The 24520-nt window shown below is 74.5% G+C and carries 18 protein-coding genes; 11 read left to right on the plus strand and 7 right to left on the minus strand.

Annotation, left to right across the window (positions count from 1 at the left end; translation table 11 throughout):
• The first annotated feature begins 89 nt into the window (after positions 1–89).
• From DCW30_RS22705 to DCW30_RS22745, 9 genes are all read left to right on the plus strand, one after another.
• Positions 90–2942 (plus strand): FAD-binding and (Fe-S)-binding domain-containing protein, encoded by a 2853-nt coding sequence (locus DCW30_RS22705; RefSeq protein ID WP_076685582.1) that lies wholly within the window; start codon positions 90–92, stop codon positions 2940–2942.
• A gap of 267 nt (positions 2943–3209) precedes the next feature.
• Complete coding sequence (locus tag DCW30_RS22710; RefSeq protein WP_076689169.1) at positions 3210–4175, plus strand: EamA family transporter; 966 nt, start codon at positions 3210–3212, stop codon at positions 4173–4175.
• A 788-nt stretch (positions 4176–4963) separates the two neighbouring features.
• Positions 4964–5758 carry a TIGR03084 family metal-binding protein gene (locus DCW30_RS22715; RefSeq protein WP_076685583.1) on the plus strand — a complete coding sequence of 265 codons (795 nt, stop codon included), beginning with the start codon at positions 4964–4966 and terminating at the stop codon, positions 5756–5758.
• The gene (locus DCW30_RS22720) at positions 5755–7506 is read left to right on the plus strand and encodes an acyclic terpene utilization AtuA family protein (protein ID WP_076685584.1); all 1752 of its coding nucleotides are present in this window, start codon (positions 5755–5757) and stop codon (positions 7504–7506) included. The genes DCW30_RS22715 and DCW30_RS22720 overlap by 4 nt, the downstream gene beginning before the upstream one ends.
• 52 nt (positions 7507–7558) lie before the next feature.
• Positions 7559–9163, plus strand: coding sequence for an acyl-CoA carboxylase subunit beta (locus tag DCW30_RS22725; RefSeq protein WP_076685585.1), 1605 nt, complete (start codon positions 7559–7561; stop codon positions 9161–9163).
• Positions 9164–9173: 10 nt separating this feature from the next.
• Positions 9174–11060, plus strand: a complete 1887-nt coding sequence (locus DCW30_RS22730; protein ID WP_076689171.1) for an acetyl/propionyl/methylcrotonyl-CoA carboxylase subunit alpha — start codon at positions 9174–9176, stop codon at positions 11058–11060.
• Positions 11057–12265, plus strand: a complete 1209-nt coding sequence (locus DCW30_RS22735; RefSeq protein ID WP_076685586.1) for an acyl-CoA dehydrogenase family protein — start codon at positions 11057–11059, stop codon at positions 12263–12265. The genes DCW30_RS22730 and DCW30_RS22735 overlap by 4 nt, the downstream gene beginning before the upstream one ends.
• 30 nt (positions 12266–12295) lie before the next feature.
• Positions 12296–13030: an enoyl-CoA hydratase family protein gene (locus DCW30_RS22740; protein WP_076685587.1), complete on the plus strand. Its 735-nt coding sequence runs from the start codon at positions 12296–12298 to the stop codon at positions 13028–13030.
• Entirely contained in the window at positions 13018–13608 is a 591-nt protein-coding gene (locus tag DCW30_RS22745; protein WP_076685588.1) for a TetR/AcrR family transcriptional regulator, read from the plus strand. Before DCW30_RS22740 ends, DCW30_RS22745 begins: the two co-directional genes overlap by 13 nt.
• 70 nt (positions 13609–13678) lie before the next feature.
• On the opposite strand, the gene DCW30_RS22750 is transcribed toward DCW30_RS22745, so the two are convergent.
• On the minus strand, positions 13679–14779 hold the full coding sequence (locus tag DCW30_RS22750) for a citrate synthase 2 (RefSeq protein WP_076685589.1): 1101 nt from the start codon (positions 14777–14779) through the stop codon (positions 13679–13681).
• Positions 14780–15166: 387 nt separating this feature from the next.
• Here DCW30_RS22750 and pdxH point away from each other — a divergent pair, with 387 nt between their 5' ends.
• Positions 15167–15802: a pyridoxamine 5'-phosphate oxidase gene (pdxH, locus tag DCW30_RS22755; RefSeq protein WP_076689173.1), complete on the plus strand. Its 636-nt coding sequence runs from the start codon at positions 15167–15169 to the stop codon at positions 15800–15802.
• 39 nt (positions 15803–15841) lie between these two features.
• On the opposite strand, the gene DCW30_RS22760 is transcribed toward pdxH, so the two are convergent.
• Positions 15842–16705 (minus strand): alpha/beta fold hydrolase, encoded by an 864-nt coding sequence (locus tag DCW30_RS22760; protein WP_076685590.1) that lies wholly within the window; start codon positions 16703–16705, stop codon positions 15842–15844.
• Between the two features lie 652 nt (positions 16706–17357).
• Positions 17358–18050, minus strand: a complete 693-nt coding sequence (locus tag DCW30_RS22765) for an iron-dependent transcriptional repressor DtxR (protein WP_062776393.1) — start codon at positions 18048–18050, stop codon at positions 17358–17360.
• Positions 18051–18199: 149 nt separating this feature from the next.
• Here DCW30_RS22765 and DCW30_RS22770 point away from each other — a divergent pair, with 149 nt between their 5' ends.
• Entirely contained in the window at positions 18200–18964 is a 765-nt protein-coding gene (locus DCW30_RS22770) for an SIS domain-containing protein (RefSeq protein WP_076685591.1), read from the plus strand.
• A gap of 481 nt (positions 18965–19445) precedes the next feature.
• Here the strand turns inward: DCW30_RS22770 and DCW30_RS22775 are convergent, their stop codons facing one another.
• The 4 genes from DCW30_RS22775 to DCW30_RS22790 form a co-directional block, all read right to left on the minus strand.
• Positions 19446–20816, minus strand: coding sequence for a PAS domain-containing protein (locus tag DCW30_RS22775; RefSeq protein ID WP_076689175.1), 1371 nt, complete (start codon positions 20814–20816; stop codon positions 19446–19448).
• A gap of 448 nt (positions 20817–21264) precedes the next feature.
• On the minus strand, positions 21265–22872 hold the full coding sequence (locus tag DCW30_RS22780; RefSeq protein WP_076685592.1) for a transporter: 1608 nt from the start codon (positions 22870–22872) through the stop codon (positions 21265–21267).
• The gene (locus DCW30_RS22785; RefSeq protein ID WP_062776383.1) at positions 22869–23645 is read right to left on the minus strand and encodes an ABC transporter ATP-binding protein; all 777 of its coding nucleotides are present in this window, start codon (positions 23643–23645) and stop codon (positions 22869–22871) included. Before DCW30_RS22785 ends, DCW30_RS22780 begins: the two co-directional genes overlap by 4 nt.
• Positions 23646–23716: 71 nt before the next feature.
• On the minus strand, positions 23717–24376 hold the full coding sequence (locus tag DCW30_RS22790; RefSeq protein WP_062776380.1) for a bifunctional DNA primase/polymerase: 660 nt from the start codon (positions 24374–24376) through the stop codon (positions 23717–23719).
• Between the last annotated feature and the right edge of the window lie 144 nt (positions 24377–24520).

Below are 24520 nucleotides of genomic sequence, written 5' to 3' on the forward strand. Positions count from 1 at the left end.
ATGATCCCTTCCGGATCATGACATAACGGCACCGGCGGGGTGTCCGCCAGGGGGTGCCGGCGGGGCATCCTGGCCTCATGAGCGACCGTATGAGCAAGCGCGGGAGCGAGCCGGGCGGCGAGCTCCAAGGCCTCGGACGCGACCTGCGCGCGGCCGTACGCGGTGACGTGGACCTCTCCGTCACCGCCCGGGCGCTGCACACCATGGACGCCTCCAACTACCGCCGCGTCCCGGCGGCCGTGGTGGCCCCGCGCGACGCCGACGACGTGGCGGCGGCGCTCGCGGTCTGCCGCGAGCGGCACGTGCCGGTGGTGGCGCGCGGCGCGGGCACCTCCATCGCCGGGCAGGCGACCGGCGCCGGCGTCGTCCTCGACTTCACCCGGCACCTGCGGCGGATCACGGCGCTCGACCCGGAGGCCCGAACGGCCGTGGTGCAGCCGGGAGTCGTCCTCGACGACCTGCGCGCCGCCGCCGCGCCGCACGGCCTCACCTTCGGCCCCGACCCCTCGACGCACAACCGCTGCACACTCGGCGGCATGGTGGGCAACAACTCCTGCGGCTCCCACTCGGTGGCCTACGGCACCACCGCCGACAACGTCCACGAACTGTCCGTCATCGACGGCAGGGGTGGCACCCACCGCCTCGGCCAGGACTGGCGAGGAGCCCCCGAAGGCCTGCGGGCGCTCGTCGAGAGCCGCCTGGAGCTGCTGCGCACCGGCTACCCCGACCTGCCGCGCCGCATCTCCGGGTACGCGCTCGACGCCCTGCTCCCGGAGCGCGGCCCCGACCTGGCGCGCGCGTTCTGCGGCTCGGAGGGCACCCTCGGCGTCCTCACCGAGGCGACCGTGCGTCTCGTCGACGCGCCCCGCGCCCGCGCCCTCGCCGTCCTCGGGTACGCCGACGAGAGCGCGGCGGCCGAGGCGGCGCCGGGGCTCCTGCCGTACGGGCCGCTGACCGTCGAGGGCATGGCGGCCGACCTCGTGCGCGGCGCGGAAGGACTGCCCAGGGGCGGCGCCTGGCTGTTCGTGGAGACGGGCGGCGCGAGCCCGGCCGAGGCACGCGCGCGTGCGGGGGACCTCGTGCGGGCGGCCGACGCGCTGGACGCCGTGGTGGTCGACGACCCGGCGCGCCAGCGGGCCCTGTGGCGCGTGCGTGAGGACGCCAGCGGCACGGCCACGCGGATGCCGGACGAGGCCGACGGATCGCCCGGGGGAGAGGCCTGGCCCGGCTGGGAGGACTGCGCGGTGCCGCCCGCCCGGCTCGCCCCCTACCTGCGGGACTTCCGCGCGCTCCTCGCCGATCACGGCCTGCGCGGCACGCCCTACGGCCACTTCGGGGACGGCTGCGTCCACGTACGCGTGGACTTCGACCTGATCAGCCGCGACGGCGTGGCCCGCTTCCGCCGCTTCTCCGAGGAGGTGGCGGACCTGGTCGTCGCGCACGGCGGCTCCCTCTCCGGCGAACACGGCGACGGACAGGCCCGCGCGGAACTGCTGCCGAAGATGTACGGGCGTGAACTCGTCGGCGTCTTCGAGCGCGTCAAGGACCTCTGGGACCCGGCGGGGCTGCTCAACCCCGGGATGCTGGTGCGGCCCGCGCCCCTCGACGCCGACCTGCGGTTCGCGCCGCTGCCGCGCGAACCGGTCGACGTCGCCTTCGGCTACCCCCACGACGGCGGCGACTTCTCGGCGGCGGTCCGGCGGTGCGTGGGCGTCGCGAAGTGCCGTACGGCGGCGCCGGGCTCGCCCACGGACGTCATGTGCCCCTCCTTCCGCGTGACGGGCGAGGAGGAGCACTCCACGCGGGGCCGCGCCCATCTGCTGCACGAGATGCTGGCGGGCGAGGTGGTGACGGACGGCTGGCGCTCGACGGAGGTCAGGGACGCCCTCGACCTCTGCCTGTCCTGCAAGGGCTGCCGCTCGGACTGCCCGGTGGGCGTCGACATGGCCACGTACAAGGCGGAGTTCCTGCACCACCACTACGCGGGGCGGCGCAGGCCCGCCGCCCACTACTCCATGGGGTGGCTGCCGCGCTGGCTGCGGGCCGTCGCGGTGACCCGCACCGCTCCGCTGGTCAACGCCCTCGCGCGGGCGCGTCCGCTGGCGGCGCTCGGGAAGCGGCTCGGGGGGATCGACGCGCGGCGGGCGGTGCCGGAGGTGGCCCCGCGCACGTTCCGGCGGTGGTGGCGCACGCGCCACCGGGCGGGGACGACCGCGGGGCCGCGCGCCGTGCTGTGGCCCGACACCTTCACCGACCACCTCTCGCCCGAGGTCGGCGAGGCCGCCGTGCGGGTCATGGAGGCCGCGGGGATCGCCGTCGAGCTGCCGCCGCCGGGAGTGTGCTGCGGGCTGACGTATGTCTCGACGGGGCAGCTCGACCGGGCGCGCGCGGTGCTGCGGGGCACGCTGGAGCGGATGGCCCCGCTGGTCGACGCGGGGGTGCCGGTGGTCGTCCTGGAGCCGAGCTGCGCCGCGGCGCTCAGGTCGGACCTGACCGAGCTGCTCGGCGACGACCCGCGCGCGCACCGCCTCGCCGCCGCCGTCCGCACCTTCGCCCAGGCCGTCGAGGAACTGGCCCCCGCGTGGCAGCCGCCCCGCGTGGACCGGCCGGTGACCGGCCAGACGCACTGCCACCAGCACGCGGTGCTCGGCGACGCGGCGGAGCGGCGGCTGCGGGCCAAGGCGGGCCTGACGGGCGAGCTGACCGGCGGCTGCTGCGGGCTCGCGGGGAACTTCGGGTTCGAGCGCGGACACCACGAGGTCTCCGTGGCCTGCGCGGAGGAGCAGCTGCTGCCGGCGGTGCGGGAGGCCCGGCGGGAGGGGCGGGGCGAGGCGGTGGTCCTCGCCGACGGGTTCTCCTGCCGCACGCAGCTCGACCAGCTCGCCGGGGTGCGCGGACGGCACCTGGCGGAAGTCCTCGCCGAGGCGCTGGGAAAGGCGTGACCCCGTGTCATGCCGGGCGCGCATAACCAGAGCGTGTCCGGCATTTCCCGCCCGTCGCGCGCGGTCGTACCTTCGACATGTGGACGCGGGTTGCGTACAGCGGCAAAACCGCTCCACAATCCTGACGTAGTCCAATAGCCTGGACCGAGCGGTACACGGTGGTGGACTGGCGGTCACGGGCTCCCGGACGCGCCCGACACGCAGCAGGAAGGCTCAGCGGTGGACATCTCGCGCAGCGACCAGGCGGCACCGGCGGCGGCCCCCGTCGTGGCGCAGCAGCCGGAGGTCGCGGGAGCCGCGGCGACATCGGGGGCCACGGAGGCCCCCGGGGCGTCGGGCGGCGGACTCCGGGCCCGCCTCGCCCCCGTCGGGCTCGTCCTCGCGGGCGGCATCTCCGTGCAGTTCGGCGGCGCGGTCGCCGTCAGCGTGATGCCGCGTGCCGGGGCACTCGGCATCGTGACGCTGCGCCTCGCCTTCGCCGCGCTCGTGCTGCTCGTCGTGTGCCGGCCGAAGCTGCGCGGACACTCGCGCGCCGACTGGGGCACGGTCGTGGCCTTCGGGGTGGCCATGGCAGGGATGAACGGCCTGTTCTACCAGTCGGTGGCCCGCATCCCCATGGGCCCCGCCGTCACCCTTGAGGTCCTCGGCCCGCTCGCCCTCTCCGTCATCGCCTCGCGCCGTGCGGTCAACCTGGTCTGGGCGGGGCTCGCGCTGTGCGGCGTGTTCCTGCTGGGGGGCGGGGGCGGTTTCAACGGCCTCGACCCGGCGGGCGTCGCCTACGCGCTCGGCGCGGGCGCGATGTGGGCGGCGTACATCGTCTTCAGCGCGCGCACCGGCCGGCGGTTCCCGCAGGCCGACGGGCTCGCCCTGGCGATGGTCGTCGCCGCCGTGCTGTTCCTGCCGCTGGGCCTCATCGAGTCGGGGTCGCGGCTCGTGCAGCCCGGCACGCTGGCGCTCGGCGCGGTCGTGGCCGTGATGTCGTCGGTGCTCCCCTACACCCTCGAACTGTTGGCCCTGCGCCGCCTGCCCGCGCACACCTTCGCGGTCCTGATGAGCCTGGAGCCGGCCCTCGCCTCGATCGCCGGCTTCCTCGTCCTCAGCCAGGCGCTCACCGCCGCGGAGGCCCTGGCGATCGCCCTGGTCATCGCGGCGAGCATGGGCGCGGTGCGCACCCAGGTGGGACGAGGCCGCACCCGGGCACGCGAGGAAGCGAAGCGGGGCGCGGGGCGATAGCGGCTCGGGGGCCGGCACCGGGCCTGGCTGACGGCGGGACTTGGGCCGGTGGCCGGGGCGGGGCTGATGGCGGAGCTCGGGCCGGTGGCCGAGCCGGAGCGACGGCGGGGCTTGGGTCGGCCGCCGGGCCTGGCTGATGGCGGGCTTGGGCCGGTGGCCGGGCCAGGGGCGACAACGGGGCCGGCGGCCGGGCCTGGGCTGACAGCGGGGCCGGTGCCGACAGCGGTGCCGGTCCCGCCGCCATACCGATAGCCGCGCCGCCCGTCTGTCGGCGTCGGTGGCCCTGTCCGCGCCTGGCCTGTCTGCTGGTGCCGGTGGCGCTGTCCGCGCCCGGCCCGCCCGCCGGTCCCGGGCCCGCCCGCCCGCGCCGGGCCCGCCTGCTGGTTCCGGTGGCGCTGTCCTCGCCGGGTCTGTCTGCTGGTGTCGGTGGCGCTGTCCGCGCCCGGCCCGCCCGCCGGTCCCGGGCCCGCCCGCCCGCGCCGGGCCCGCCTGCTGGTTCCGGTGGCGCTGTCCTCGCCGGGCCCGCCTGCTGGTTCCGGTGGCGCTGTCCTCGCCGGGTCTGTCTGCTGGTGTCGGTGGCGCTGTCCGCGCCCGGCCCGCCCGCCCGTACCGGTACCGGCACCCCCGCCGACCCGCCCGCCGTCCCCGGCCCCGCTGCCCGCGCCGGGCCTGTCGGCGGTAACCCCCTGCGCCCGCCCCCCCCGGAAATTTATGCAAGCACGCTTGCTTGTTTCTGGCCCCGCTGCCATGCTCCCTGGCACACCGCCGTGCCCCGAGGGGAGCGTTCCGTGTCCGATGCCCTGCCCGTGCTCGACGATCTGCGTGCGGAGAGCGAGGAGCTCGACCGCCTGGTGGCGGGGCTGAGCGAGGAGCGCTGGGCGCTGGTGACGCCCGCGCCCGGCTGGACGATCGCCCACCAGATCGCCCACCTCGCCTGGACCGACCGCGTGGCCCTGCTCGCCGCCACGGACCCGGGGGCCTTCGCCACCGAGGCGGCGAAGGCGGCGCCGGACTCGTTCGTGGACGAGGGCGCCGAGAAGGGCGCGGGACTGCCGCCCGCCGAACTGCTCGACCGCTGGCGCACCGGCCGGGAAGCACTCGGCCAGGCCCTGCGCGAGGTCCCCCACGGCACCCGGCTGCCCTGGTACGGGCCGCCCATGGCCGTGCCCAGCATGGCGACCGCGCGGCTCATGGAGACCTGGGCGCACGGCCAGGACGTGGCGGACGCGCTCGGCGTGCGGCGTGCCCCGACGGACCGGCTGCGGCACGTGGCGCGGATCGGCGTCAGGGCGCGCGACTTCGCCTACGCGGTACGGGGGCTGACCCCGCCCGCGGAGGAGTTCCGCGTCGAGCTGACCTCGCCGGTGACCGGAGAGCCGTGGACGTACGGGCCCGAGGACGCGGCCCAGCGCGTGAGCGGCCCCGCGCTCGACTTCTGCCTCCTGGTGACCCGGCGCGCCCACCGCGCCGACCTGACGGTGCGCGCCGAGGGCGCCGACGCGGAGCGGTGGCTCGACATCGCCCAGGCGTTCGCGGGACCGCCGGGGGAGGGGCGGGCCGCGCGGGGCGGCGGCACGCGATGACCCGGCCGCCCCTGCGGATCGGCAACGCCTCCGGCTTCTACGGCGACCGCTTCGACGCCATGCGGGAGATGCTGGCCGGCGGCGACCTGGACGTCCTGACCGGGGACTACCTCGCCGAGCTGACCATGCTCATCCTCGGCCGCGACCGCCTGAAGGACCCCGCCCGCGGTTACGCCAAGACGTTCCTGCGGCAACTGGAGGAGTGCCTCGGCGCCGCCCACGAGCGCGGGGTGCGGATCGTCGCCAACGCGGGCGGCCTGAACCCCGCCGGGCTCGCGGACGCCGTCAGGGACCTCGCGGGGCGGCTCGGCGTCCCCGCCAGGGTCGCGCACGTCGAGGGCGACGACCTCGGCGGCCGCTTCCCCGGCGCCCTCACCGCCCACGCCTACCTCGGCGGCGCCGGCATCGCGGCCTGCCTCACGGCCGGGGCGGACGTGGTCGTGACGGGGCGGGTGACCGACGCCGCCCTGGTCACGGGACCGGCCGCCGCGCACTTCGGCTGGGGCCCCGACGCGTACGACCGCCTCGCGGGCGCGGTCGTCGCCGGGCACGTCCTGGAGTGCGGGACGCAGGCCACCGGCGGCAACTACGCGTTCTTCGCCGAGCACGACCCGGCCTCCCTGCTCCGCCCCGGCTTCCCGCTCGCCGAGATCCACGAGGACGGCTCGGCGGTCATCACCAAACACCCCGGCGCCGGCGGCTTCGTCGACGTCGGCACGGTCACCGCGCAGCTCCTCTACGAGACGGCCGGCGCACGGTACGCGGGCCCCGACGTCACCGCCCGGCTCGACACGGCCGTCCTCACGCGGGAGGGCCCCGACCGGGTGCGGATCTCCGGCGTGCGCGGCGAGGCGCCGCCGCCCACCCTCAAGGTCGGCCTCAACCGGCTCGGCGGCTTCCGCAACGAGGTCGTCTTCGTCCTCACGGGCCCGGACACCGGGGCCAAGGCCGCGCTGGTCCGCGCCCAGTTCGAGGACGCCCTGGACCGCGCGGGGTCCCGCCCCCGTGAGATCCGCTGGGAGCTGGTCCGCACCGACCGCGCCGACGCGGCGACCCAGGAGACCGCGAGCGCCCTGCTGCGCCTGGTGGTGCGCGACGCCGACGCGGACGCCGTGGGCCGGGCCCTGAGCGGCGCCGCGGTCGAACTGGCCCTCGGCAGCTATCCGGGCTTCCACGTGACGGCCCCGCCCGGCAAGGGCGCCCCCTACGGAGTCTTCGAAGCGGCGTACGTGGACCGGGACACCGTCGAGCACGTGGCGGTGCTGCCCGACGGACGGCGGATCCCCGTGGCCACCGCCGCCGACACCCTCGTACCCCAGGACCCGACAGACCCGACAGACCCGACAGACCCGCCACCGCCCGAGCCCCTGCCGCCCGGACCCCGGCCCCTGCTCCCCGAACCCCTGCCCCCGGGGCCGACCCGCCGCGTCCCCCTCGCCCGTGTCGCCGGCGCCCGCAGCGGTGACAAGGGCGGTGACGCGAACATCGGCGTCTGGGTGCGGAGCGACGAGGCCTGGCGGTGGCTCGCCCATGAGATGACCGCGGACCGCCTGCGCGAACTGCTCCCGGAAGCGGCCCCCCTGCCGGTCACCCGCCACGTCCTGCCGAACCTGCGCGCCCTGAACTTCGTCGTCGAGGGGCTGCTCGGCGAGGGCGTCGCGTCCCGCGCCCGCTTCGACCCGCAGGCCAAGGGCCTCGGCGAGTGGCTGCGCGCCCGCCACCTGGACATACCGGAGGTACTGCTGTGAGCCCGAGGGGCCGCGAGAACCCGCCCGCGCCCGGCGCGCCGGAGGTGCGGGCATGACCGTCATCGCCTCCGCGCTCGACCCGGCGGACGCCGAGTACGCCGAGCACCGCGCGGCCATGCTGGAGAAGCTGGCCGTACTCGGCGCCGAACAGGCCAAGGCACTGCAGGGCGGCGGCGAGAAGTACGTCCAGCGCCACCGGAAGCGCGGCAAGCTCCTGGCGCGCGAGCGCATCGAACTGCTCCTGGACCCCGACACACCGTTCCTGGAACTGTCGCCGCTGGCCGCCTGGGGCAGCGACTGCCCCGTGGGCGCGTCCATGGTCACCGGCATCGGCGTCGTCGAGGGCGTCGAGTGCCTGATCACCGCCAACGACCCGACGGTCAGGGGCGGCGCCTCCAACCCCTGGACGCTGAAGAAGGCGTTCCGCGCCCACGAGATCGGGCACGCCAACCGGCTGCCGTCGATCCACCTGGTGGAGTCGGGAGGCGCGGACCTCCCCTCCCAGAAGGAGATCTTCATCCCGGGCGGCGCCCTCTTCAAGCACCTCACGCGGTCGTCGGCGGCCGGCGTCCCCACCATCGCCGTCGTCTTCGGCAACTCCACGGCGGGCGGCGCCTACGTGCCCGGCATGAGCGACCACGTGATCATGGTGAAGGAGCGCGCCAAGGTCTTCCTCGGCGGGCCGCCGCTGGTGAGGATGGCGACCGGCGAGGAGAGCGACGACGAGTCGCTCGGCGGCGCCGAGATGCACGCCCGCACCTCCGGCCTCGCCGACCACCTGGCGGAGGACGAGCACGACGCGCTGCGCCGGACCCGCCGGGTCGTCGCCCGCCTCAACTGGCGCAAGGCGTACGCCGACCCGGACCCGCTCACCGTACGACCGCCGAAGTACGACGAGGACGAACTGCTCGGCATCGTGCCCGACGACCTGAAGAAGCCCTTCGACCCGCGCGAGGTCGTCGCCCGGATCGTGGACGGCTCCGACTTCGACGAGTTCAAGCCGCTGTACGGCACGAGTCTCGTCACCGGCTGGGCGGAGCTGCACGGCTACCCCCTCGGCATCCTCGCCAACGCGCAGGGCGTGCTGTTCAGCGAGGAGTCGCAGAAGGCCGCCCAGTTCATCCAGCTCGCCAACCAGCGCGACATCCCGCTGCTCTTCCTGCACAACACCACCGGCTACATGGTCGGCAAGGAGTACGAGCAGGGCGGCATCATCAAACACGGCGCCATGATGATCAACGCCGTCTCCAACTCGAAGGTCCCGCACCTGTCCGTCCTCATGGGCGCCTCCTACGGCGCCGGGCACTACGGCATGTGCGGGCGCGCCTACGACCCCCGCTTCCTCTTCGCCTGGCCGAGCGCCAAGTCGGCGGTCATGGGCCCCCAGCAGCTCGCGGGCGTCCTGTCCATCGTCGCCCGGCAGTCGGCGGCGGCGAAGGGGCAGCCCTACGACGACGAGGCCGACGCCGCGCTGCGGGAGATGGTGGAGCGGCAGATCGAGGCCGAGTCGCTGCCGATGTTCCTCTCCGGGCGTCTCTACGACGACGGGGTCATCGACCCGCGGGACACCCGCACCGTGCTCGGTCTGTGCCTGTCCGCGATCCACACCGCCCCCTTCGAGGGCGCGCGCGGCGGCTTCGGCGTCTTCCGGATGTGAGGCAGTGACGATGATCGGTTCCGTCCTCGTGGCCAACCGCGGCGAGATCGCCTGCCGCGTCTTCCGCACCTGCCGTGACCTCGGCATCGCCACGGTCGCCGTGTACTCCGACGCCGACGCGGACGCCCTGCACGTCCGCGAGGCCGACTCGGCGGTACGGCTGCCGGGTGCGGCGCCCGCCGAGACGTATCTGCGCGGCGACCTGGTGGTGAAGGCGGCGCAGGCCGCGGGCGCCGACGCCGTCCACCCCGGCTACGGCTTCCTCTCCGAGAACGCCGGCTTCGCCCGCGCGGTCCTCGACGCGGGCCTGACCTGGATCGGCCCGCCGCCCGACGCGATCGAGGCGATGGCCTCGAAGACCCGCGCCAAACAACTCCTCGGCGTCGAACCGCTCACCGAGGTCACCGAGGCCGACCTGCCGGTCCTGGTGAAGGCGGCGGCCGGCGGCGGCGGGCGCGGCATGCGCGTCGTCCGTGATCTGGCCGACCTGGCGGCGGAGCTGACGGCGGCCCGCGCGGAGGCGGCCAGCGCGTTCGGGGACGGCGAGGTGTTCGTCGAGCCGTTCATCGAGGGCGGACGCCACGTGGAAGTGCAGATCATGGCCGACGCGCACGGCACGGTGTGGGCGCTCGGCACCCGCGACTGCTCGCTCCAGCGCAGGCACCAGAAGGTCGTCGAGGAGTCGCCCGCGCCGGGGCTCGCCCCCGGCCTCGTCGCCGAACTGCACGAACGGGCCGTACGGGCGGCGCGCGTGACCGGCTACCGGGGTGCGGGCACGGTGGAGTTCCTCGTCGCGGAGGGCCGCGCGCACTTCCTGGAGATGAACACCCGCCTCCAGGTGGAGCACCCCGTCACCGAGGCCGTGTTCGGCGTCGACCTCGTCGCGCTCCAGATCCAGGTCGCCGAAGGCGTCGCCCTCGCCGCCGAACCCCCGCCCGCGCGCGGCCACGCCGTCGAGGCCCGCCTCTACGCCGAGGACCCGGCGGCGGACTGGGCCCCGCAGACCGGCACCCTGCACCGCGTCGACGTGCCGGGCGTCCGCCTCGACACCGGGTACGCGGACGGCGACACGATCGGCGTGCACTACGACCCGATGCTCGCCAAGGCCGTCGCCCACGCGCCCACCCGCGACCAGGCCGTACGCCGTCTCGCGGGCGCCCTGGAGCGGGCCGTGCTGCACGGCCCCCTCACCAACCGCGACCTGCTCGTACGGTCCCTGCGGCACCCGGAGTTCACCGGCGCGCGCATGGACACCGGCTTCTACGACCGCCACGCCGGGGAGCTGGCGGAGCCCGCGGCCGACCCGCACGCCGCGCTGGCCGCCTCGCTCGCCGACGCGCACGGCCGCTCCCGGTTCGGCGGCTGGCGCAACCTCCGCTCGCAGCCCCACCTCAAACGCTGGCGCACCGAACCGGACGGCGCCGAGCACGAGGTGGGCTACGACCACACCCACGACGGGCCACGCGCCGACGGGGTGCGCGTGCTCGACGTGAGCGCCACCCGGGTCGTGCTCGAAACCGACGGCGTCCGCAGGGCGTACGGGATCGCGCGCCACGGGGACGCGCCCGGCCGGGTGTACGTCACCTCCCCGCTCGGCCACACCGTCCTCACCCCGCTGCCCCTGCTCCCCGAACCCGCCGCGCGCCGCGCACCGGGCTCGCTGCTCGCCCCGATGCCGGGCACCGTCGTCCGCCTCGCCGACGGGCTCACCGAGGGCGCGACGGTCACCGCCGGGCAGCCCCTCATCTGGCTGGAGGCCATGAAGATGGAGCACCGCATCACCGCTCCCGCCTCCGGCACGCTCACCGCCCTGCACGCCGAAACCGGCCGCCAGGTCGAGGTCGGCGCGCTGCTCGCCGTCGTCCGGGCCGCCGCCCAGGAGGAAGAGTCCGTATGAGCGCCGCTCGCAGCACCGTCCTCGAGACCGAAGAACACCGCGCCCTGCGCGCCGCCGTCGCGGCCCTCGGCAAGCGGTACGGCCGCGACTACATGACCCGCCTCACGCAGGAGGGCGGCCACCCCGACGAGCTGTGGAGGGACGCCGCCGCGCTCGGCTACCTCGGCGTCAACCTGCCCGAGGAGTACGGCGGCGGAGGCGGCGGCATCGCCGAACTCTCCATCGTCCTCGAAGAGCTGGGCGCGGCGGGCTGCCCGCTCCTGATGATGGTCGTCTCGCCCGCGATCTGCGGCACCGTCATCGCCCGGTTCGGCACCGAGGAGCAGAAGCGGGCCTGGCTGCCCGGCCTCGCCGACGGCTCGCGGACCATGGCCTTCGGCATCACCGAACCCGACGCGGGCTCCAACTCCCACCGCATCACCACCACGGCCCGCCGCGACCCCGACTCCGGCGACTGGCTCCTGACCGGCCGCAAGGTGTTCGTCTCCGGCGTCGACATCGCCGACGCCACACTCGTCGTCGGCCGCACGTCGGACACCGCGACCGGCAGCCTCAAGCCGTGCCTGTTCATCGTCCCGCGCGACGCCCCCGGCTTCCGGCGCCACCACATACCCATGGAAGTGCAGGCCGCGGAGAAGCAGTTCGAGCTGGTCATCGACGACGTCCGGCTTCCCGCGGACGCCCTGGTCGGCGGGGGCCCCTCCCACACGTTCGGCAGCGGGGGAGAGGACGCGGGCCTCCTCCAGCTCTTCGCGGGCCTGAACCCCGAGCGCATCATGACGGCCGCTTTCTCCCTCGGCTTGGCGAGGTTCGCCCTGGAGCGCGCCACCGCGTACGCGAGGGAGCGCACCGTCTGGAAGACGCCCATCGGCGCCCACCAGGCCATCGCGCACCCGCTGGCCCAGTCCCACATCGAGATCGAACTGGCCCGCCTGATGACGCAGAAGGCCGCCCGCCTCTACGACGACGGCGACGACATGGCCGCGGGCGAGGCCGCCAACATGGCCAAGCTCGCCGCCGCCGACGCCTGCGTGAAGGCCGTCGACCAGGCCGTGCACACCCTCGGCGGCAACGGCCTCACCAAGGAGTTCGGCCTCGCCTCGCTGATCGTGGCGTCCCGGGTGGCGCGGATCGCCCCGGTCAGCCGCGAGATGATCCTCAACTACGTCTCCCACCGGACGCTGGGCCTGCCCAAGTCGTACTGAGGACTCCCGCCCCCGTGGAGAGGAACCCTGATGAGCCTTGTCGTCTCCTCGCCGGCACGAGGCGTCGTCACCGTCACCCTGGACGTCCCCGAGCGCCGCAACGCGCTCTCCGCCGACCTGGTGGGAGCCCTGAGCGAGGCGCTGGGCGACCTCGGCGGCGACCCCGCCGTCCGCGCGGTCCTGCTCGCCCACACCGGGCCGGCGTTCTGCTCGGGCGCGGACCTGAAGGCGCCGCCCGCACCGCACGACTTCGTACGGCTCCTGCGGCAGGTCGTCGAGCTGCCCAAGCCGGTGATCGCCCGCGTGGACGGCCATGTGCGGGCGGGCGGCATCGGGCTGCTCGGCGCGTGCGACATGGCGGTGGCGGGCCCCGGCGCGTCCTTCGCGCTCACGGAGGTCCACATCGGCGTCGCCCCCGCCGTGATCTCCCTGACGCTGCTGCCCCGCGTCGACCCGGCCGCCGCGTCCCGCTACTGCCTCACCGGGGAGCGCTTCGAGGGGCCGGAAGCGGCCCGGATCGGCCTCGTCACCGCGTACGCGTCCGACGTCGACGCCACGCTCGGACCGCTGCTCGACGGGGTGCGGCGGGCCGCGCCGGGAGCCCTGGCCGAGACGAAGAAGCTGCTCACGGCTAGGGTGCTCGACGCATTCGACGACCAATCGGACGCTGTCGTCGCCCTGTCGGCGCGGCTCTTCGGCTCCGCCGAGGCGCGCGAGGGGATGGCGGCGTTCCTCGAACGACGGGAGCGCCCATGGGTGCTGTGACCGCCGCCGACCGCTCGCCCAAGCAGGACCGCAGCCGCGCGACGCGGCAGCGGCTCCTGGAGGCCGCCGTGTCCTGCCTCGCCGAGCGCGGCTGGGCGGGCTCCACGGTCTCGGTGGTCGCCGAGCGGGCCGGTGTCTCGCGGGGCGCGGCGCAGCACCACTTCCCGACCCGGGAGGACCTCTTCACCGCCGCCGTCGAGTACGTGGCGGAGCAGCGCTCCACGGCCCTGCGCGCCCTGCCCGCGCAGGACAGGGCCTCGGTCGTCGCGGCCCTGGTGGACCTCTACACCGGTCCGCTCTTCCGCGCGGCGCTCCACCTCTGGGTGGCCGCCTCCGACGAGCCGCAGCTCGGGGCCCGCGTCACGGAGCTGGAGGCCCGCGTGGGCCGCGAGACGCACCGCATCGCGGTGGAACTCCTCGGCGCCGACGAGTCGGTCCCCGGCGTCCGCGAGACCATCCAGGGCCTGCTGGACATGGCGCGGGGCCTCGGTCTCGCGAACCTCCTGACGGACGACGGGGCCCGCCGGGCCCGGGTGGTGGCCCAGTGGACGGCGCTGGTGGAACGGGCGCTGCGCTGACGCCCCACCGGAGGGGCGGGCACGGGCCGGCCCCTCCGGCACACGAGAACGCGGGCCCTGGGACGGGACCTCAGCCCGCGATGTCCCCGTACCCCTCGATCTCCCGGGGGTCGCGCGAGCCGGGCCCGATGTACCTGGCGGAGGGCCGCACCAGCCGCCCCGTCCGCTTCTGCTCAAGGATGTGCGCCGACCATCCGGCGGTCCTGGCGCAGGTGAACATCGACGTGAACATGTGCGCCGGCACCTCCGCGAAGTCGAGGACGATCGCCGCCCAGAACTCCACGTTCGTGGCGAGCACCCGGTCGGGCCGCCGCGCGTGCAGCTCGTCGAGCGCCGCCTTCTCCAGCGCCTCGGCGACTTCGAAGCGGGGCGCGCCCAGCTCACGCGCCGTACGGCGCAGCACCCGCGCCCGGGGGTCCTCGGCCCGGTACACGCGGTGCCCGAAGCCCATCAGGCGCTCACCCTTGTCCAGGGCCCGCTTCACGTACGCCACCGCGTCCCCGGTGCGCTCGATCTCCTCGATCATGCCGAGCACCCGGGAGGGCGCGCCGCCGTGCAGCGGGCCCGACATGGCGCCGACGGCCCCGGAGAGCGCCGCCGCCACGTCCGCGCCGGTGGAGGCGATGACGCGGGCGGTGAACGTGGAGGCGTTCATGCCGTGCTCGGCGGCCGAGGTCCAGTAGGCGTCGACGGCCTTGACGTGCTTGGGGTCGGGCTCGCCGCGCCAGCGCTTCATGAACCGCTCGACGACCGTCTCGGCCTTGTCGATCTCCCGCTGCGGCACCATCGGGAGGCCCTGGCCGCGGGCCGACTGGGCCACGTACGACAGGGCCATGACGGCGGCGCGGGCCAGGTCCTCGCGGGCCTGCCGCTCGTCGATGTCCAGGAGCGGGCGCAGGCCCCACACGGGGGCGAGCATCGCCAGCGCGGACTGGACGTCGACGCGGATGTCCCCGGAGTGGACCGGGATCGGGAACGGCTCGGCGGGCGGCAGACCGGGGTTGAAGGCGCCGTCGACGAGCAGGCCCCACACGTTTCCGAAGGAGACGTGGCCGACCAGGTCCTCGATGTCGACTCCGCGGTAACGCAGCGCGCCACCTTCCTTGTCCGGTTCGGCGATCTCCGTCTCGAACGCGATGACTCCTTCAAGTCCGGGTACGAAGTCGGACATCAGGCGGCTCCTCGTGGTGGGTTCGACGTGATGGTGTTCGCGTGAGGCAAGGCGATCAGCTCATGACCATCGGTCAAAAGGGCGATCACGGCCCGGTTACACGGTCTGGCGCGCCCAGGTGCAGGCGCGTTCCTCGACTCGCGGTCCGGAACGTTCACCCCGGTGATGCCCAGTGAGGCTGGTGGTCACCCAACCGGTTCGGCAGCAGGACGATATCCCTTGGTGCCACCTTTGGCGATGAGATGCGGCACTCAGTGCCACACGTCACCCCTCCGTTCACCTCTCCGTGGCCGCCGCGCCCGCCGGCCGTCCAACGGCATACGGCAGGATGGCGGTGTGACCGACTCCAGTGCCTCCTCGCCCGAATCCCCGCCCGAGCCGGCCGGCATGCGCGAGCAGTACGTCACCGATGGGCTCGCCGAGACCGAGCTGCCGGCCGACCCCATGGACCAGTTCGCCCTCTGGTTCAAGGAGGCGGCGCGCGAGACCGCCCTCGTGCACGAGCCCAACGCCATGGTCGTCTCCACCGCCGACGCCGAGGGCAGGCCGAGCTCCCGCACGGTTCTGCTGAAGGCCTTCGACGAGCGGGGCTTCGTCTTCTTCACCAACTACGCCTCCCGCAAGGCCCGCGAGCTGTCCGCCAACCCGTACGTCTCGCTGCTCTTCCCCTGGCACCCCATGGCCCGCCAGGTCATCGTCACCGGCACGGCGACGCGCGTGGGCCGCGAGGAGACGGTCGCCTACTTCCGCACCCGCCCGCACGGCTCCCAGCTCGGCGCGTGGGCCAGCGCGCAGTCCTCCGTGCTCGTCTCCCGCGAGGAACTGGACCGCTCCTACGCCGACTTGGCGGCCCGCTACCCCGAGGGCGAACAGGTCCCGGCGCCCCCGAACTGGGGCGGCTTCCGCGTGTCCCCGCGGACGGTGGAATTCTGGCAGGGCAGGACCAACCGCCTCCACGACCGCCTGCGGTACGCCCGCGACACGGAGAGCGGCGCGTGGCGAGTGGAGCGCCTGAGCCCGTGAGGCGTCGGGCCCGTCCGGCGTGCGAGGACGAGCCGGGGGCTAACCGGTGAGGACCCCGTCCAGGAACGGCTCGATCGCCGCGCGCCAGGCGTCGGGCTGGTCGTAGTGGACCAGGTGCCCGGCGTCCGCGACCTCCGCGTACTCGCCGCGGGGCAGCACGCGGACCATCTCCTGGGACTCGGCGCGCCCGAGGTCGCCGTAGAGCCCCCGGACGACGAGGGTGGGGCAGCGGACCTGGATCAGCTCGTCCCAGTGCGCGTCGTGCACCCACGTCTCGCGTGACCTCAGCATCTGGGCGGGGTCGAAGACGGGCCGCCAGCCGTCGGCGCCCTCGGCCATGACCTCGGCGAAGAACTCCCCGCGCGAGGGGTTGGGGCGCTCGACCCACGGGTCGTCCTCGCCGAACCACTTGCGGACGTCGGCGAGCGTGGCGAAGGGGACGGGCCAGGACGTGAACCAGCCCTCCCACTCCCGCTGCGAGGCCGCGCCCAGCGCGGAGGCCCGCATGTCGCAGATGACCAGTCCCCTGACCAGATCGGGGCGGCGCGCGGCGAGCTGCCAGGCGGTGAGGGCGCCCATGGAGTGGCCGATGAGCACGGCGGGCGCGAGCCCGAGCTGTTCCAGGGCGGCCGCGGCGTCGTCCACGTAGGCCTCGCGGGTGTAGGGCCCCTCCGGGGGCTTCTCGCTGCGACCGTGGCCCCGCTGGTCGAGGGCGACCGCGCGGTGCCGCTCGGAGAGCCAGCGGGCGGTGTCCGCCCAGTGCGAGGCGCGGCCCATCAGGCCGTGCAGCAACAGCACGCCGCCCGGTGACCGCTCGGCCTCCCTGAGCTTGGGAGGGTCGGCGAACTCCCAGGCGGCGAGGTGTACGCCACCCGCGCCCCTCACGTCGATGCGCCGCACCATGATTCCTGGCACCCCCCTGGATTCCGTCGGGATCCCCGCCTGGGCCTGCTCCACGCCCCCCGCACGCTATCGAACTCTTCTTCGAAAACGAGCGGATGGCCGATAACACCCCTCGTTCGGGTGACCACACTCAAGGATTGACCCGCGTCGCCGAGGGGAGATCTTTCTCAGGGGACGGGCCGCTCGGGGAAACCGGCCCGAAGGGACTGACCCTGAGAGCTCGGGGCTCCGGGTCAGCACAGGGGAGGACAGGCCCCGGCGCCGCAGGGCGCCGGGGCCCTCATCGTGCGCGCCCGGCGACCGGCGCGCACGCGGGCGCCCACTCGCACGCCCGCACTGCTCAGGGCGCACCTGCTCACGAAGACGCTCAGCCCGGGGACGCTCGCGCTCGGCGCGCGGACCTCCGGGCTCACCAGACGGGCACATCCTCCTGCCCCCTCTCCGGCCGGGCGGCCAGACCTGGCGTCGACACGGTCAAGAGCACTCAGGTCATATGCCTCTCGCGACAGCCTCGCACGCGAAACGCGCGTCCGCTGCAATTCCGCACACTGAATCTTGGTCTCCGCGAGATTTCACCGGTCCGTGCGCTGCCGTCAACTTTCCTTGCGGCAAGGAAAGTTGACGGCAGCGCCGACGGCGGGACGCGCGCCCCTCAGCGCTTGGCGACGAAGACGTGCGAAGCGACCTCCGAGGACAGCTCCGCGGCCTCGCCGCTGCTGCCCACGAGCACACCGCCCGCCGACTCCGTCACGCTCACCACGGAGCCCGGCTGCACGCCGGCCCGCCGCAGCGTGTACATCAGCTGGGCGTCCGTCTGGATCGGCTCGCCGATGCGGCGCACGACGACCGTCTTGCCCTCGGCGCCCGGGTCGAGCTCCGTCAGCGAGACCATGCCCTCGTCCAGGAACGGGTCCGCGCCGTCCTTCTCGCCCAGCTCCTCCAGGCCCGGGATCGGGTTCCCGTACGGAGACTCGGTCGGGTGGCGCAGGAGCTCCAGGACGCGGCGCTCCACCGCCTCGCTCATCACGTGCTCCCAGCGGCACGCCTCGGCGTGCACCTGCTCCCATTCGAGCCCGATCACGTCGACGAGCAGGCACTCCGCCAGGCGGTGCTTGCGCATCACACGGGTGGCGAGGCGGCGGCCCTCCTCGGTGAGCTCCAGATGCCGGTCGCTGGCGACCGCCACCAGGCCGTCACGCTCCATCCGCGCCACGGTCTGGCTCACCGTCGGGCCGCTCTGGTCGAGCCGCTCGGCGATCCGGGCGCGCATGGGGACCACACCTTCCTCCTCCAGTTCGAGGATGGTGCGCAAATACATCTCAGTGGTGTCAATCAGCCCCGACATGGGTGCCCCTCAGAATCGCTCGTGCGCTGGCCCTGCCCTCAATTCTGACGCATACCACTGACAACCGTGCCGCGCCGTGGGAAAACCGGCCCCGTACCGCCCTGCGACCCTGTTGACAGGGCACTGGTCCAGACCGCAACGTGATGCGAATGAGCTCGAAGAGCGAGGGCAAAACAGCCGGTCAGTACTTCGACGCGGCCATCGATCTGCTGCGCCGTGTCCGCGACGAGGAGTCCGGGAGCATCGCGGAAGCCGGCACCCTGCTGGCCGACGCGGTCGAGTCCGGCGGACGCCTCTTCGCCTTCGGCGCGGGCCACTCCTCGCTCGCCGCGCAGGACGTCGTCTACCGCGCCGGCGGGCTCGCCCTCATGAACCTCCTCGCCGTGCCCGGCGCGGTCGGCGTCGACGTGATGCCGGCGACCCTGGGCTCCGCCCTGGAGCGGGTCGACGGCCTCGCGGGCGCCGTCCTGGACTCCAGCCCCGCGAAGCCCGGCGACGTCCTCGTGATCATCTCCCTCTCGGGCCGGAACTCACTGCCCGTGGAGATGGCGATGAACGCCCGCGCGCTGGGCCTGAAGGTCATCGGCGTGACCTCCGTGGCGTACGCCTCCGAGACCCGCTCACGTCACATGTCGGGCACGTTCCTGCTCGACCACTGCGACGTCGTGATCGACTCCAAGATCGCGGTGGGGGACGCGGAGCTGTCCCTCGACGGGGTGGACGCGCCGTTCGGCTCCGCGTCCAGCGTCGTGACGGGAGCCCTGCTCCAGGCCATCACCGCCACCGCGATCGAACGCCTGGCCGAACGGGGAATCCAGCCGCCCCTGCTCCGCTCCGGAAACGTGGACGGCGGCCACGACTGGAACGGCCGCATCTTCCAGCAGTACGCCGACAGAATCTTCTACCGCCACTGACCCGACCCGCCCCACGACAGGCGACTCGCCCCCCTCACTCCGCGACAGCCGACTCGCGCCCGGAGGGGGACGTGCCGGTCTACCCGCCCGGAGCCCGTCAACCACGTCTCGCCTCCCCGAAGCACCCGAAGCACCCGAAGCACCAAGGGGCCGCGCAGGCGATGGCGAGGACGGACATACCGGCGCGGCCCCGCCCCAAAACGGCGAGGCGGAAAACGACGACGCACCGCCGGGACCGGCGAGGCACCGCCAGGCCGGACGAGGCAAGCCCCGAAGACGAGGCAAGCCCCCGGGGACGACGCGCCGCCGGGCCGGACGGAGGCACCGCCGGGACCGGCGAGGCAAGTCCCGGAGACGAGGCACCGCCGGGCCGGACGAGGCAAGCCCCGGAGACGAGGCACCGCCAGGCCGGACGAGGCATGCCCCGAAGGCGAGGCACGCCCCGGGGGCGGGGTGGGCCGGTGGGCCGGAGCGGGGACGGCTACGCCCCGGGAAGTCCCGCCAAGTCGAGGGACGCGGCCACCCGCCCCGCCACACTCTCCGCATACGCCGCGTCGGACAACCCGAACGCCCCCCGCCCCGCCCCCCGAAGAAACGTCACGACGCCCAGAGTCCGCCCCCGGCTCCGCAGCACCGCACACAGCGCGTGCACGGAATCCTCCGGCCACTGCCGAGCGAGAGCCCACGCCCTGGCCCGCTCCACGGAGGCCGCCCCCGCGCTGGCCCGCACCGACCCCACCCGCTCCACGCACTGCGGCGCGGGATGCCCCTCGGGATACCGCACGGGAATCCCGGCCGTGGCCACGGGAAGGCAGGGCCCCGGCGTCCCGCCGGGCGTGGCCGCGACGCGGACGAGACGGGGCACGGGGCCCCCGCCCGCGACCAGATCCACCAGCGCGTGATCCGCGAACCCCGCGAGCGCGAAGTCCAGCTGGACGGTCGCCGCCTCCGTGGGGTCCTCGCACTCCCCGGCGGCCCGAGCGGCCCGATGCAGCTGCTGCGAGCGGAACCGCAGCTGCGACGCCTCCTGAGCGGCCTGCCTGGCCTCCGTGACGTCGAGGAAGAGCCAGCCGACCCCGAGCGGCACCGGCTCCTCCGTGAGCGGCGAGGCGAGCCGCACGAAGCCGCTGCGCCAGCACCGCCGCTCGAAGCCCTCGTCCTCCCCGGTCCGCACCGACACCCACAGCTCGGCGGGCGAGGGCGGCGCCCCCTCGGCGAGGACGTGGGTCAGCGCGCTCTCCAGCTCCTCGACGCCCTGCCCGAGGAGATCCGCCAGGGGCCGCCCCAGGACCGCCGTACGCCCCACTCCCAGCGCTCGGGCCGCGTGCTCGTTCACGACGGCGGGCCGCAGATCCGCGTCGACGATGACGACGCCCCAGGAGGCGGTTTCGAGGAGCGCCTCGCTCAGGGCGATGGAGCGCTCCAGGTCGATCTGGGCGTGGACTTCGCTGAAGGCGCAGTAGACGCCCGCGGCCTTCCCGTCCCCGCCCCGCACGGCGGCGGACTGCATCCGCACCAGGACCCGCCCGCCGTCCTTGGTCACGAGGGCGAACTCGTGCACCTGCCGCCCCGGCGCGTCCATCACGGACAGCAGCCGCCCCTCGACCTCCGCGGCGTCCGCGGCCCGCACGGCCCACCCGGAGAGGCCCCGCTGCCCCACGGCCTCCGCCGCCGACCAGCCGAGGATGCGCTCGGCCTCGCGGTTCCAGTGCGTCACCACACCGTCCGCGTCGAACGCGCAGAGCGCCGCGTCCATCCCGTCGAGCAGCGCCGCGAGCAGCTCGGCACCGCCCGGCTCCGGCTCCTCGGGACCCAGTTCGTCCGTAGTTCCGCTCCGCCGCGAAGCACTCACCCGGAACCCCCTGCCGGCCGTGTCCTCGTCCTCATGAGCTGCCAGTACCGCACGTCGGATCATTCAACTCGAACGTGACGCACCCCACAGCAGGTTCGCGGAAGTCGGACGGAAAACCTCTGGACCGTACCCCGGGAAAAAACCACTTGAGGTCCCCGGGACCCGGTTCCTAGGGTGTGGAGCACTCGAGGAAGGAGGTGTTGCTGCAGTGATTTCATTGCGGACGCGAGAGGTGGCTGCGGGCTAGCGGCCTGTCACCACACCCAGTGCGGTGCCGGACCAGCGCGTGAGTCGAGCGTGCGGCCGGCCCAATCCAGAGCAGTCACCCGACCCGCGGGCCGCCGGTACGTCCGGCCGGCTTCCGCCACCCGGATCCGTCCGGGCGGCGGGACCATGGCCCGCGGGTCGCCTGCTGCGCGGGCCCGGAGCGGCACCGCGCCGAGCGCCCTCACCCCCTGCTGACCGCCACCAGGATCTCCGGCAGCCGCCGGGCGACACGAGGCGCGGCTGTCCGGACGCCGAGCTCGGCCACGCCGCAGCCGTAGACCGCCCCCACCGGCAGCAGCACCCAGCTCCAGGCGGCGGCGCCCGCGGCGTGCAGCCAGATCGTGCACGCGAGGACCGGGGCGCAGATCAGGGCCGCGGCGACCATGCCGCCGAAGATCGAGATCCAGGCGAGACCCGCCTGCCCAGGCGCCACGTTCTTGTAGCCCTCCTGCGGGATCGAATAGGGGAAGCGGGCCGAGGTCCAGGCCCCCGTGGCGAGCATCGCGCCGAGCAGCGCGAAGGAGAGCCCGACGACCTCCGCCAGCGCGGGCCAGTCGCCGAGCATCGCCGTGGTGAGGACGCAGACCAGCACGGCGTACGGCACCGTGACGAGCAGGAGCGCCAGGGCCCGGCCGCGCAGCTCCACGTAGGCGTCGCGGGTGGTGGAGATGGTCATCGCCACCATCCAGAACGCCGAGGTGTCCTGCCCGAACTGGTTGTACATCAGGACGCCCAGCATCCCCGCCGCGAAGCACGCGAAGTAGACGGAGCCCGTGCCCTGCAGCGCGTTGAAGACCGGCACGATCAGGCCGATGGCCAGCGAGGTCACCCAGGCGGCCTTGGTCTTCGGATCGCGCCAGACGTAGCGCAGGCCGCGCTCCATGACGGTGCCGGTGCGCCCGGCGGGCAGGAGCGCGCCGAGGGCGCCCGAGGCGCGGGAGGCGCCCTTCTCCGGCCCCGCGGCCGCCAGGGTCGAGCCGTCCGGCGTCGTCATGAGCCGCGTCAGACTGCGCCGCCAGAGCGCGAGGAGGCCGGCCAGGGCCGCGGCGGACAGGGCGAGCTGGGCCGCCCCGGTCACGTACGCGCCCTCGCTCACCGAGTCCACCGCGCCGAGCGCCGCGGCGGGCGGTACCCAGCGCACCACGTCGGCCGCCGGGTCGAGGGTGCTCGGGCCGGACGAGCCGAGCCGCTGCGCCCCGAAGTTGACGAGCTGCGCCCCGACGGCGATGACGAGGCCGCTGAGGACCGCGAGGTCACGGCCCTTGCGGCTGGTGAGGAGGCGGATGTTGGCGGCGGCGAAGTACCGCGCGAGGGCCACGCAGAGCAGCAGGGCGAGGACGGTCGCGAGCACGCCGGTCACGGCCCCCGCCACGCCGTGCGCGAGCGCGATCGCCGCGCCGGTGGCCAGGCAGAGCGTGAACAGCGGGCCGATGCCGACGAGCGAGGCGACGAGCAGCGCCCGTACGAGCGGGCCTGGCCGCAGCGGCAGCATCACCAGGCGGGTGGGGTCGAGCGTCTCGTCGCCGCTGGGGAAGAACAGCGGCATGACGGCCCAGCCGAGGGCGAGCACGGCGACGAGGAGGACGCAGACGGTGGCCGCGTGGCGGTCGCCGCGCAGCAGGACCAGGCCGAGGAGCTGGAGCGCGGCGAAGAGCAGGGCGAAGGCCACCGAGGCGATGTAGGCGGCCCGGCGTCCGGCCGACTGGCGCAGCCCGTTGCGGAGCAGGGACAGCTTCAGCCGTACGAGGACGGAGGTGAGCGCGGTGGCGTCGGAGGGGGCGGCGGTCATCGGGGCCCGCCGCCCAGCCAGTCCAGGTCGGAGCCCGCGTCACGGCCCCCCGCGCCGACGAGTTCCAGGAACGCCCGCTGGAGCGAGGTCTCCGCGCCGCGCACCTCCGCGAGGGTGCCCTGCGCGCGGATGCGGCCCGCGGCCATGACAGCGACCCAGTCGCAGAGCGACTCGACGAGCTCCATGACGTGCGAGGAGAAGACGACGGTGGCGCCGGAGGCGGTGTAGCGCTCCAGGACGCCGCGGATCGTCTGGGCCGACACGGGGTCGACGCCCTCGAACGGCTCGTCGAGGAAGAGCACTTCGGGATTGTGGAGCAGCGCCGCCGCGAGGCCGATCTTCTTGCGCATGCCGGTGGAGTAGTCGACGACGAGCTTGTGCTGGGCGCCCGCGAGGTCGAGCACGTCGAGGAGCTGGGTGGCGCGCTTGTCGACCTCGGCGCCGGGAAGGCCGCGCAAGCGGCCGGTGTACGCGAGCAGTTCGCGCCCCGAGAGCCGTTCGAAGAGGCGCAGGCCCTCGGGGAGGACGCCGATGCGGGCCTTGACCCGCACGGGATCGCGCCAGACGTCGTGGCCGACGACCTCGACGGTGCCCTGGTCGGGTCTGAGCAGACCGGTGGCCATGGAGAGCGTGGTGGTCTTGCCCGCGCCGTTGGGCCCGACGAGGCCGATGAACCTGCCCGCGGGCAGCACCAGGTCGATCCCCGCCACGGCCACGTGCTCGCCGAAACGCTTCCAGAGCCCGCTCACGCGTACCGCCGCCGCTTCGGTCACCGTGCCGCCCTTCGCCGCTGTCGCCGTCCCCGCACGATACGTCGGCCCGCGGCCCCGGCGTGGTCACGGTGTCAGCGGCGCGCTTCCCTGCCGCACGCGTACGCCAGCGGGGAGATGATCTCCTCGCAGTCGGGCAGCCAGCGGTTGGCGGCGGTCGGGCGGCAGGCCCACTGGACCGCGCCGGACGCGCCGAAGCGGGTGGGGGGAGCGGCCACGTAGGCGCCCTCGCCGCGTGTGACCAGGTCGATGGCGGCGGGCGGCCAGCCCAGCTTGCGGACGAGGCCGGGGCTCTTGGCGGCGGCGCCGGGGAGCACGAAGAACTGCATGCGCCGGTCGGGCGTGCGGGTCACGGGCCCGAGCGTGAGCTCCATGCGTTCCATCCGGGCGAGCGCGAGGAACCCGGCGGTCTCCGGCACGTCGATCGCGTCGAACGCCCGCCCGGTGGGCAGCAGGATCGACGCCTTGGGGTGCTTCTGCCAGAGGCGCCGGGCCACGGTGGCGCTGCCGGTGGCCTGGCTCGCCCAGTCCTCGCGCGCGGGGTGTGCGCCGGGTGCGTCGCAGTCCGCGTCGCCGCACGAGCACCGCTCGACCCCCCCGGCGTACTCCAGCCACGTGCCGGCGAAGACGTCCCAGTGCCGTTCCTCCGCGTATCGCACGGCCGTGTCCAGCAGGGCTTCGCCGCGCTGCTTGGGGATCTGGGCGGCTGAGGTCACTCCGATGGTCTCTTCCACGCAGACCTCAACTCCCGGCTCCGGCGCGGGTTACGGGCGCACGCGAGGGCGGGGGAGGAGCATCGATCCTGCGATCGGGCGCATGGGGGCACGGGCGGGGGCGCGCGGGGGAAATGGCTCCCATGTGCGGGTAGCCAGGTCATG

The sequence above is a fragment of the Streptomyces alfalfae genome (genome assembly GCF_004127445.1).
Lineage (GTDB): Bacteria > Actinomycetota > Actinomycetes > Streptomycetales > Streptomycetaceae > Streptomyces > Streptomyces alfalfae.